The organism is Microcoleus sp. S13_C5, from assembly GCF_036700845.1.
Classification (GTDB): domain Bacteria; phylum Cyanobacteriota; class Cyanobacteriia; order Cyanobacteriales; family Microcoleaceae; genus Microcoleus.
This window is the reverse complement of record NZ_JAUBPR010000026.1, coordinates 55361-67303: the sequence shown is the minus strand read 5'-3', so window position 1 is coordinate 67303 and position 11943 is coordinate 55361. Positions and strand designations below refer to the sequence as shown.

9 protein-coding genes are annotated in these 11943 nt (G+C 46.0%); 4 read left to right on the top strand and 5 right to left on the bottom strand.

The window, feature by feature from the left end; all coding sequences use genetic code 11:
* Positions 1 to 58: 58 nt before the first annotated feature.
* A complete protein-coding gene (locus tag QUA04_RS10135; protein ID WP_333256232.1) occupies positions 59 to 349 on the bottom strand; it encodes a hypothetical protein in 291 nt (96 codons plus the stop codon).
* Positions 350 to 515: 166 nt separating this feature from the next.
* Positions 516 to 779: a hypothetical protein gene (locus tag QUA04_RS10130; protein WP_172186722.1), complete on the bottom strand. Its 264-nt coding sequence runs from the start codon at positions 777 to 779 to the stop codon at positions 516 to 518.
* Positions 780 to 1018: 239 nt separating this feature from the next.
* Here QUA04_RS10130 and QUA04_RS10125 point away from each other — a divergent pair, with 239 nt between their 5' ends.
* On the top strand, positions 1019 to 1261 hold the full coding sequence (locus QUA04_RS10125; RefSeq protein WP_333256229.1) for a helix-turn-helix transcriptional regulator: 243 nt from the start codon (positions 1019 to 1021) through the stop codon (positions 1259 to 1261).
* A 31-nt stretch (positions 1262 to 1292) separates the two neighbouring features.
* Here the strand turns inward: QUA04_RS10125 and QUA04_RS10120 are convergent, their stop codons facing one another.
* The 3 genes from QUA04_RS10120 to QUA04_RS10110 form a co-directional block, all read right to left on the bottom strand.
* A complete protein-coding gene (locus tag QUA04_RS10120; RefSeq protein ID WP_333256227.1) occupies positions 1293 to 2234 on the bottom strand; it encodes a hypothetical protein in 942 nt (313 codons plus the stop codon).
* The gene (locus QUA04_RS10115) at positions 2224 to 3576 is read right to left on the bottom strand and encodes an AAA family ATPase (protein WP_333256224.1); all 1353 of its coding nucleotides are present in this window, start codon (positions 3574 to 3576) and stop codon (positions 2224 to 2226) included. The genes QUA04_RS10120 and QUA04_RS10115 overlap by 11 nt, the downstream gene beginning before the upstream one ends.
* Positions 3577 to 3880: 304 nt before the next feature.
* Positions 3881 to 5119, bottom strand: a complete 1239-nt coding sequence (locus QUA04_RS10110) for an LL-diaminopimelate aminotransferase (protein ID WP_333256221.1) — start codon at positions 5117 to 5119, stop codon at positions 3881 to 3883.
* Between the two features lie 263 nt (positions 5120 to 5382).
* Here QUA04_RS10110 and QUA04_RS10105 point away from each other — a divergent pair, with 263 nt between their 5' ends.
* From QUA04_RS10105 to QUA04_RS10095, 3 genes are all read left to right on the top strand, one after another.
* Complete coding sequence (locus tag QUA04_RS10105) at positions 5383 to 6474, top strand: hypothetical protein (RefSeq protein ID WP_333256219.1); 1092 nt, start codon at positions 5383 to 5385, stop codon at positions 6472 to 6474.
* Positions 6475 to 6752: 278 nt separating this feature from the next.
* Positions 6753 to 8522, top strand: coding sequence for a DUF3352 domain-containing protein (locus tag QUA04_RS10100; protein WP_333256217.1), 1770 nt, complete (start codon positions 6753 to 6755; stop codon positions 8520 to 8522).
* A gap of 836 nt (positions 8523 to 9358) precedes the next feature.
* On the top strand, positions 9359 to 11943 hold a 2585-nt coding region (locus QUA04_RS10095), incomplete at its 3' end, for a two-partner secretion domain-containing protein (RefSeq protein WP_333256215.1).

Below are 11943 nucleotides of genomic sequence, written 5' to 3'. Positions count from 1 at the left end.
TTTTGGCTGGCATACATTCTAACTAATGATCGCTTATCTTATATTTCTATTATACAATCTAGCTGCGTATCAGCTTAGTAGAACCAAAGGGTTCATATCTTCTGCCCGCTGACTTGAGTAAATTTTTTACCATATCGGAAATTAAATCTTTCGGAATTTCCCGATCTAGTAAGGGAACCATCATTTCTAAGGTATTGTTGCTGTAGGCAATTCTGGTTCTTCGTTTTTCCCCTAATTCCTGCAAAATCGACTCGAATTCCAGCCAAGTTATATTGGGAATAGTTATGACACTACCGGGAGAAAGCTCAATCTGGCTAACAGGTTTGATCACGGGGGTGATAACAATCATAAGCTGAATTGCGAGCTAGTTGTTAAGTTTGTGCCAAGGGCAGGCAGGATGCCTACCCCACAAGAGTTTTTGGATATATCTGTTGAGTTTAGCACGGGCAACGAGAAGAGATTCACGATCGCACTTTTGACTCAATTCTAGAAACATCGATCGCACATTTATGACTTCATTGCAGCCTGATTAATTTGACTAACAGACTCATGATTTCTCCCTGATCGGGTGTAATAATGATGCGATTGTCGGGAATGGCGATCGGATGAGTCCAACGAACAGCTTCCTCGTAGCGCAATGCGTGCAGTTGGTGGATAGTTCGCCGTACCCCCAGCGGCGAACCGATGATTACGTGACGGACTGCTTCGCGATCGCCCTCAAAGGTTTGGTTGGTTAAAACATTCGGCGATGTTTGGTTCGATGATGAATCTTGCAACATAGCTTTGACCAATAATTTTGGATAGATTTGATGCTTTGTAATGGTAAAACCGCGTACAATTTCTAATTAAAGAAAAGACCGCTATTCCCGTAAAGCACAATTTGTTAAAACAATACTATCTGAGGTTTCTGTATTTGCATAGAGCAAATCAATTTAGGGTAAGCGTAAATCAATTTACGGTCAGGGTCAATCAATTTAGGGTAAGCGTAAATCAATTTAGGGTCAGGGTCAATTAGCTTATGGAAATGTTTAAAAAATTCGAGCGATCGCCACTAAAGAGACTCCGAGTTAAGCGGTTTATGACTCAAAAACAGCTAGGAAAAGCACTTGGAGTTACGGAAATGACGGTAAGCAACTGGGAATCCGGGCGATCGGTACCGAAGCTAACGCCTGTTCAATACAAGAAGTTGCTAGAGATTCTGCAAATTACCTCTGCTGAATTACCAGACCAATTTGGTTTTCCTAGCGATGGTGATGGATAGAAAATGGAATATTATAATTAAGGAGTTTTATTTAAACGAACTCATACAATGTTTTGAAAAAAAAAGGAATATGAGACTTAACATCGCTACTTTGGTCTGAATAAAATCTGCCAATTTCTAACGATAGTTGCTCTCTAAATACCCAATCTTCCCGGCTAAAGTCACCGGATGGCTTAATTTGATGCCAATAATCCTTAGCTTTTTTAATTGTCAGCAAAACTGTGATTGACTGATTTTTATGCGTTTCATCTACAGCATTTTGAAACCGCTCTTTCCACGAAGCCTGAAATGCTTGAACTTCAGTACAATCTAATCCCGAACAGTAACTAATGCGATCGAAGGCTCTCTGTAGGTTGTTCTGTAAATCCAAGTCGCTACAAATTGCATCAGCCATATCCAGATAAATATTTGCGAGTACCGCAGGATTTCCCTTATAAATGGGCTTGTTACAACAATTGTCAAATATTGCTTGAAGTTCAGGTGTCAGAAAATATGCTTCTTTATGAATCAAACCTGTAATCCAGATCCGGTGCTGTGCTGCGTTTTGCTCTTTCACCTCCGATTTTTCGTAAAGATTCCGAAAAATTGCTTCTGTATCTGTAAAAATATAATTGTCGATCGTTTGCAGTTGCAAGTCTAAATCTATCATTGCAAAAAGTCGATCGGGATCTAAATATGAATTCTTCGTATCATTTTCGTGTAATATTGAAAGAGTAGAGTAGGTGTCTAATACATCTTTGCGATCGCCACAGTTGAAAAATTCCGGTCGCTTCTGTCTCCACCATGTCGGAACGCAAGCCTTATAAAAGTTGGCATCAGGCATTTGCTCCATTGCTTTATAAGCTTGAGGTGACTCTCTACCCTGCGTCTTCCGAATATCACCTTCGCACAATACCACAATTTTGTTTTTAATTCTGCGAGATTGAAGAATTGCCTCACAATGTTTTTTTAGCTGTTCTGGACTAAGACTCATTTCTAATATTAGATTCTTGTTTAATCAGTTTTGGCTCTATTTCTTTAACATGGGCTGGTGTCAGAGCTTCACACAATGCGTAGGAGTGAGTTGCCAGAATATATTGATTGCTGGGTCCCCACTCTTGGAGGTCTGATATAATTTGATATTGCCAATCTGGATGAAAAGCAATTTCAACTTCATCCATCAAAACAATAGCATCTTCTATGTTGCGAGACTTGAGCCAAGCATAAATGCTGAGTCTTTTTAGTTCGCCGTGACTTAAATCTTCTGGATATAGTTCTATAGTTTTACCATTATTATACAAGTGAAAGTTGACACCCGACAAGTCTTCATTTACATTTATCCTTTTATTCCCCAACAGCAGATTTAATTCCTTAATTAGAGATTGATAGCTGTTCCCGTAGTTACCTGTCTTGATGGCTTCTCTGAAGTCGCGATCGCGAACAGCTTTAAATGATTCAATAAGTAGCTCCACAGCAAGGAAGTCATAGGTAAACAAGCCATTTAATTTAGATCTTGCAGATTCTAGGATCGCGTAATAATTCTTATCTTCCTTACTTGAGTGGCCAAATAAGAGTTTTCTATCATTAGGCGGAAGAAATAGAAAAATTTGGGTGGATGGAGCTGCTAAAAATATTTGATTGGACAGTTCTAGTAAAAAATCTTCTGCTTCTTCCGTATCTATATTATTGAAATGACAGAGTAAAGCTTCATCTCGCTTCTTGTTGGAATTTCGCTTGCTTGAATAGTTACATATATATGTTATATTTTCCGCATCTAAGTATTCAATAACGTTATAACAAATATTTTCAATCTCTGTAGATTTTTGATTTAAAAATGCTATCTTTTCTTGGTTTGTTTTAAGTTCTAATTGATGATTCTTTTTTCTAAAAAAATTCTCTCTTTTTAGTTGATATATTTCACTTTTAAGTAGCTTTAATTGTGTCAAAACTGAAAAACTGAGATATTGTTTATCGATATTTTCCTCATTTCCCTTTTTAATATCTAATGCTAATAATTTTTGAAAGAAAGAATCATTATAAGCAAAAAAATCCATCTGGACAACTTTTTCTCCATCCCAAATGTCAATGATGGCTAAGACTCTTTTCTCTAGCCCAGTATAAATTTTAAATCCCTGAAGCAGATTTGCTAGAAACGGTTGTTTATCTTCATCAACAGAACAGTGTAACAATACAAAAATTAACTGCAACAGCGTACTTTTCCCGCCACCATTTTGACTACCCAGCGGAAAAATCTTAGGAACAAAATCCTTTTCAAAAGTGATGTCAATGTCCTTTAAACCGCGAAAATCAGGAACTTGAACTCGTAACAAGTGCATAAAAAACTCCTGGTGTTGGGTTGCATTTTTTATTGAAACGCTAAGCCACAATCATTTTAGATTATAACTCACATCTTTTACTATTTTCATGAACAGGATTTCCGGCCTGTTCCACAACATATTAAGTTAATGCTTTTTTGCTGATTCCGGCAGTCCGCCAGGGGTTGAAACCCCTGTCTCAAAGCTAAAGTCCTCTGAAGAGGACTGAAGAACTCATTAGTCCTCATAGCGAGGACTTTAGCTATTAGCCAGGGAATTCATTCCCTGGCGGGCTGGGGCCTTTCGGTTTAAGCAGGAGATGAGATTAAACCTTAAACTTCTCCACAATCCGTCTCATCGCCTCTTCCACATTCTCCCGACTATTAAACGCCGAAATGCGGAAATAACCCTCACCCGCCGCACCAAAACCAGAACCAGGAGTTCCCACCACATTGCAAGTTTCCAGCAACTTCTGAAAGAAATCCCAACTCGACAAACCGTGAGGCGTTTTTACCCACACATAAGGTGCATTTTCGCCACCAAAAACCTGGATTCCCGCCGCTGTCAATTTCTCGCGAATAATCGCAGCATTTTCCATGTAAAAATTGACTAAAGCCTGAATTTGTGCCTTGCCCGCCTCCGAATAAACCGCCTCAGCACCGCGCTGCACGATGTAAGAAACACCGTTAAACTTAGTAGATTGGCGGCGGTTCCACAGCTTCCAAATTTCGACATCGGAACCATCTGCCGCTTTTCCAGTCAAAGTCTTCGGTACAACTGTTAGCGCACAGCGAGTACCCGTAAAACCAGCATTTTTGGAAAAAGAACGAAATTCGATCGCACAATCACGCGCCCCTTCAATTTCGTAGATAGAATGCGGTAAACTCGGATCGGTAATATAGGCTTCGTAAGCCGCATCGAAGAAAATAATCGAACCGTTAGCTTTAGCATAATTTACCCAAGCTTGCAAGTGTTCCTTGGTTGCAGTTGCCCCCGTCGGGTTATTCGGGAAACACAAGTAAATTAAATCGACTTTTTTGTCGGTGGGAATTTCCGCAGTAAAATTGTTTTCCGCTGTAATTGGCAGGTAAACTAAGCCGCCGTATTCGCCATTTTCGTTCGCATCTCCCGTGTGTCCAGCCATCACGTTAGTGTCTACATACACCGGATAAACTGGATCGGTAACTGCGATCGTGTTATTGTTGCCAAAGATATCCAGAATATTGCCACAATCGCACTTAGAACCATCAGAAATAAAGATTTCCGAAGCATCAACATCGCATCCCCGCGACTTAAAATCGTGCTCGGCAATTTTCTCCCGCAGCCACTCATAACCTTGTTCCGGGCCGTATCCTTTAAAGGTATCCCGCGAGCCCATATCTTCCACCGCCTTCACCATCGCCTCCCGACAAGCAGCCGGTAGTGGTTCCGTTACGTCGCCAATCCCCAGCCGGATGATGGGCGCTTCGGGATTCGCCTCTGCAAAGGCTTTCACCCTGCGCCCAATTTCGGGAAACAAGTAGCCAGCTTTAAGTTTGAGGTAGTTGTCGTTGATAGTTGCCATAGTTCGATCGCTACAAATGTCGTAGAATAGCTTACTCCCAATTGTCTCTCTCAAGCAGCAGCAAGTTCGGCAACCAGCAGTGTACGGGATTTAACAGATGTAACGGATGGAGGTTCAGCCAAGAGAAAAATTTTTCCCACTCAGACACTCGAACACTCCGCCAATCCCCCATTACAGCCAATCTGCGTAGTTGCTCAACAGCCATTGACCAAAAAATCAAATCTGCTTGTATAATCAAAATAGTGTGCAGCGCAGAAACAATTATGGACGAGATCGAGTACGCCAAACTCTATCAAGAACTGGCGGCAATTCTGGATGAGTTTAATTTGGGTTGGGTAGTTCAACAAGTAGCGGATACTGTAGAGATAGGCAAAGTAATAGAAGAGCGATCGCTCAAAAGAAAAACACCTCTGCTGAAGATAGAAGATTATACCGCAAAAGAACAACTTTTGCTGTTAATTAATGCTGTCGAACAAGCGACGGTCAACACTTCCGAAATGGAAGACGAAATTGCTTATTTCTTGAAAGTAGAATCAGAAACCTCTCCCCTCGGCACAAAAATTACCTTTGCCAATTCAGGTGGCGAAACTGCCAAAACAATCGAGTTTACCTCCAGCGTCACAGCCCCCCGCCACAAACAGGCGATCGCCCTCAAGCACTTGCTGGAAAAACTGCCCTCCGGGCCCAGCAACTACGCCATCAATTCCGAAATTAAAAGCAAATTAAAAAGCTCGATCGATCCCGATTTTAACACAGCGGCAGAACAATCCAGAATTTTTGACACTTACCTCTTCACTATTCTGCTAAAAGCAGTTGCTAATGAAGGCGGTACTATTTATTACAACAATGTTTTAGACGACGAAACACCCAAATATTTAACATTTAGAAAAACAGCGGGAAAAATCCACGGAACTGCACATCCATACACTCATGCTGTTGTAGAATTTCCCGACAAACCAGCCCTGGAAGTTCACCTAGGAGTAAAAGTCCAAGGTAGAGCCGGAGTTCTGCACAACTGCAACGTTTTAATTTTGTCCCAAAAAGAAGCGAATATCTGCCGTTTGCTCAACCGCGAACCCCGCCACTCGCAGGTAATTTTAGCAGTAAAATCGGAACACAGTACCTCGGAACTAAAACTAGAAATGGCTGGTGCTTTTATCGGCTTAGCGTCAGACATTCGCTACGAAGGTGGCAGCTATTTCATTTCTAACAGTTACTCCCAACCCATAGCAAAACTGCTAACTACCGCTCGCAAAAAATGGGAACTCAACATTTTTCCTAGAGCCACAAACGATGTTCACCGGCTGATGTACTCGTTTCAAACTATCTTTAAAGACTTTAAGGCCAGAAACTGATTCCGTTAATACCATTTCACAAAAATCTTGCTACATTTTTTGTGTGGGGTTTCCTTACACGGACTTATATCAAATCCGGTAGCATCGTTCTGGTAAAGTCTCCTGCAATCTGCCACCACATATAAGCACAATTTTCTGTTTTTCGGCTCACAGTCAACAGTCAACAGTCAACAGTCAACTTTCCTAGATTTGCCCGGTTAAGTGTATCTGCTAATGTATCTGTTACATGAGCCAAGAAAATAATCTATCATGTTGCGAGCACCAGAACCTTACGAATAATGTTTAAGAAAGATAAATCTTCCCTGCTGTTTACGATCGGAGCCGCCACACTTCTGATCGGTTTAGGCTTTGTCACCTACTACCTCGTCATCTCCCGTGGGCCCGCCAAAGATTTGCCGGCGGGGGCAACCGTTGTGCCGCAAGATACGATGATGGCCCTATCCATCACCACCGATGAATCGCAGTGGAATAGACTGCGAGAGTTTGGCACGCCGGAGTCAAAAGCTTCGTTTGAGAGGTTTTTAAGCGAAATGCGCGATCGCCTTCTCACCAGCAACGGCTACGCCTACCAGCAAGACATTCAACCCTGGATAGGTAACACAGCAATGGTAGCCTTTCTCCGCAACAAAATAGCTATACCAGCCCCCTCGCCCGCACCCAACACGCCCCCATCTCCGCCAATTCAACAATCAGTGGCAATTATCCTGCCAATTGCCAACCCGATCAAAGCCAAAGAATTATTAACAAAACCCAGACCCCTCAGCCAAGGAAAAATAGTTGAGCGTAATTATAAAGGCGTGCAAGTCACAGAAACTCAAGGCGTACCCGATCGCAATTTCTCTGTCGCGGTACTCGGCACCAGTTATCTAGCAGTCACCACAGATCCTAGCGCTACAGACAGAATAATCGACACCTACAAAGGCGAACCTTCCCTAGCCAAAACCCCTGGCTATGCAGACGCCATAGACAAAATAAAAAGTCCGGGTGCCTTCGGTCAAATCTACGTCAATATGCCCGTTGCCGCCGCCTATGCCGCTGCCAACTCAGCCCGTGAAATTTCACCAGAAAACCTCGAAAAACTGCAACAAAATCAGGGATTTGCCACCACAGCGACGCTGGAGGCAGAAGGAATTGGATTCAAATCAGTCTCTTGGCTAAAACCAGATTCTACCAGAAGGATAGTAGTAGAAAACAATGCTCTAAAAATGGTTAATCGCCTACCAAGCAATACAATAATGATGGTATCCGGCGGCAACTTGCAGCGTTTGTGGCAAGACTACGTATTGGGAGCCGAGGCAAACCCGATTTCCCCGATTAATCCCCAAGTTTTACGCACAGGTTTAAAATCCACTACCGGCCTGGATTTAGATAAAGACTTAATGAACTGGATGGCCGGAGAATTTTCTCTCTCATTAATACCAGCCGCTACGCAGAATCCCAAAGACAAATTTGCTGCCGGATTTGTATTTATGGTGGAAACAAACAACCGGGGCGCAGCCGACAAATCCCTAAAACAGCTTGATGAAACGATGAGAATGAAAGGGTTTAGAGTTGAGGAAATTCAAGTCGGGGGCAAACCTGCGATAAAATGGACATCGCCGTTTGGAGGGATTACGGTAACTCGTGGTTGGATGAACGATGTAGCGTTTATGACAGTAGGAGCTCCAGTGGTTGATTCGATCGTTCCGGCACCGAAAAGTCCGCTTTTAAGCAGCGAACTGTTCCAGAACACTGTACGATCGGAACTTAAACCCCACAACGGCAATTTCTTCATCGACACCGAGAGTGCGTTTAACCCGAAAAACCTAGCTTTGCCGGAGTTTCCTCCCAACCAAAAAATGTGGATAGACGCCATGCGGTCGATCGGCGTTACAGCGGCCGTCATTGGCGATCGTACCACCCGTTATGACGCTTTTGTCGGTCTCAAAAAATCCCCCCAATCCACTCCTTCTGCGAATCCTTCACGCAGTCTTGCTTCACCGAGTCCTGCTTCACCGCGCCCTGTTTCACCCAGTCCCTCGCCCACTGTCCAAACTTCACCCAATTAACTCTTAAATCATTCAACAAATCCGCCTGGGCACCCCATTAAACAGCAACATGGCGACAGATTAAAACCGAAAGGCAGCCGCCAGAAGGAACAAGCAAGAAGCAAGGACAGGACTTACGTATACAGACTAAAGAAACCGGGTTTTTTTATAGTTTCTGCGGGCTGCAACGAATTATTTTCGTTAACAAAACCGGTTTCTATGCAGCCTTGCGTCTAGGACTACCAAAGAAACCGAGTTTTTTAAGCCTGGGACTGCAACTAACTGTTTTCGTAAAAAAAGTGGGTTTCTGCGTCCAGGCAGAAGCAATCGACCGTTTCTGACGCACCCTACACTTTATGTACCCGTTGCGTCCAGGACTTCTTATTTTTGTCAGAATTTTAAGGGTCGGCAATTGTAGAGCCGGCTTTTTTTGTTATTTATAAAAGGAAAAGAAAAATTTTTGACGTGGATTTTTCCCGGTCAGTTCTGGGCGCAGAAGCCGATTTTTTAAATGACCATACTTCCTTTAAACCCTCACTAATGTAAAAAAAACGGTTTCTAGGGTTCGGAGTGCGTCTAGGAAAGCCAGTTTTTTTTATATGTCATCCGGAAGATACAGATTCTCGGCATTGCGAGTTATATTTAGATTCTGGAGAAGATACGCTCGGGGAATTGCAAATGCAGAGGAAAATTTTACAGGGAAATTTTCCTCAGTGAGTCGGGAAAGTCAGTCTGGAACGCACTTGCAGTCCGAAACCCGGTAGCTTCATAAATATACAGCCTTTAACTCCAAATTTTTAGAAAAACTAGGTTTATTTACCTAATTTCTGTGTATATATTTTACCCATTAAAAACCTATGGAAACCACCAAAAATATTCAAATAAAGGCTAAATTCCTGTCAAAAAAAAGAATAAGCAAACTGGCAGTTTCTCTGCCAATTATCTTAATAAACCTTTACTTTTTGCAAGCAAAAGCCGAAGGTCAAACAATTGTTCCAGCGGCGGACGCAACAGGTACTACCGTCACTCCCGCAGCCCAAAACGGAACTCCTGGGCAGCCAACTCGCTTCGATATTCAAGGGGGACAATTATCGAGCGATCGACAAAATCTTTTCCACAGCTTTAAAGAATTCGGCTTGTCGGAAAATCAGATTGCCAACTTTATATCAAACCCCAACATTCGCAACATTTTAGCGGGCATAGGCGGCGGTAAACCCTCGATTATTAACGGCTTAATTCAAGTAACCGGCGGCAATTCTAACTTGTTTCTGATGAATCCATCCGGCATCATATTTGGCAACAGTGCCAGTTTAAACGTGCCTGCTTCTTTCACAGCAACCACCGCCACCGCTATTGGATTTGGTTCAAACTCGTTTAACGTCAACGGTAGTAGCACTTACACATCTCTGACAGGCGCGCCCAATTCCTTTAGTTTTGGAGCCGATCAAGCAGGAGCAATTATCAGCACGGCAGACTTAGCAGTCAAGTCAGGGCAGAACTTAACCTTGCTAGGCGGCACCGTTGTCAGCACCGGCAGCGTTTCGGCCCCAGGCGGTCAAATTACCGTAGCATCAGTCTCCGGGACAAATTTAGTGCAGATCCGCCAGCGAGGCAATTTGCTGAGTTTGGAAATCGAGCCGCCCTCAGCGACGAGCAGCACTGGAACAACGGTAAAAGCTTCGGCATTGCCGATCACATCCTTGCCCGAACTGCTTACAGGCGTCGGTGAAACGAACGCTACAGGCCTCAGCGTCAATGCCAACGGTCAAGTGGTACTCACAGCGTCTAACCGAGTAGTAGCTGCGGGGGACGTTGCGCTAAAAGATGTAAACGCTCAGGCGATCGCAATTCAAGCAGCCAACAGCATTGCAGTCAGCGGAAACCTCACAAGTTCCCAAGGCGGTGCGATCGCCCTAGAAGCTAGTGGCGACATTAGCACTGCGGATCTCGACTCCCACTCCGACACCACCGCAGGCGGCAAGATCACCGTCACCAGCCGTACAGGAAAAGTAGAAACAGGCAATATCAACGCAGGGTCGATCGACAAAAACAGCAATGCCGGAGACGTTAGTATTGCAGCACCGTCAAGCAGCATTCAAACAGGGTTCATAGACGCCAACTCCAAAGAAAAACAAGGTGGTGAAGTCACCCTCAACGCCCGCAACGATATCGAAGTAACCCATATCAACACCGAAGGCCGAACAGGCGGAGGAGATATTGACATTACAGCCGGTGGTAATTTCCGAGCTACAGGCACTTTCACAAACGATAACAACTGCTTGTCGCAAGCTTGCAGCATTTCCGCATCCACTACTGGTAGCGCCAATGGTGGAGATATCACCATTCGCCACGGTGGCGAAGCCTCGAACACTCTTTTCAGCGTCGGGCCCGACTATAACAAACTCAACGGTACTGCTGGCAGCATTGCCACTGGGGGTCCAAAGAAGGAAAATGTTATTACACAGGGAAGTTATTTCAGCCCCACCCCTCAGATAGTACAGCCAACCCAAATTAACATTACGGCTTCTTCAGTATCGCCCGCACCAGCGCCCGCACCAGCGCCCGCACCAGCGCCCACACCCGCACCAACACCAGCACCAGCGCCGACACCAGCGCCCGCACCCGCGCCCGCGCCCGCGCCAGCACCAGCGCCCGCGCCAGCACCAGCGCCCGCGCCCGCGCCAGCACCCGCACCAGCGCCCGCGCCAGCACCCGCACCCGCACTCGCACCAACACCCGCGCCAGCGCCAACACCCGCGCCAGCGCCAACACCCGCACCCGCACCCGCGCCAACACCAGCGCCAACACCAGCACCAGCGCCCGCACCAACACCAGCGCCAGCGCCCGCACCAACACCTGCACCCGCGCCCGCGCCCGCGCCCGCACCCGCGCCAACACCAGCGCCCGCGCCCGCACCAACACCCGCACCCGCACCAACTCCCGCGCCAGCACCCGCACCCGCACCAACTCCCGCACCTATATTTGCACCTGTACCACCCCCCGCACCAGCACCAGCACCCACACCAGCACCAGCGCCGACTCCCCCACAAGCATCCCTACCAACTCCAGCGCCAGCGCTAGCACCTGAACCAGCACCAGCGCCAGTGCCCGCACCAGCACCAGCACCAGCGCCAGCGCCCGCACCAGCACCAGCACCAGCACCAGCGCCCGCACCAGCTCCTGAACCAGCACCAGCGCCCGCACCGGCGCCCGCACCAGCTCCTGAACCAGCACCAGCGCCCGCACCAGCACCAGCGTCAGCACCAGTGCCAGCACCAGCGCCCGCACCAGCACCAGCGCCCGCACCAGCACCAGCACCAGCACCAGCACCAGCACCAGCACCAGCACCAGCACCAGCGCCCGCACCAGCGCCCGCACCAGCACCAGCGCCCGCACAAACATTAACGCCGACGCCAGCGCCAGCGCCAGTCTCAAATGTGCC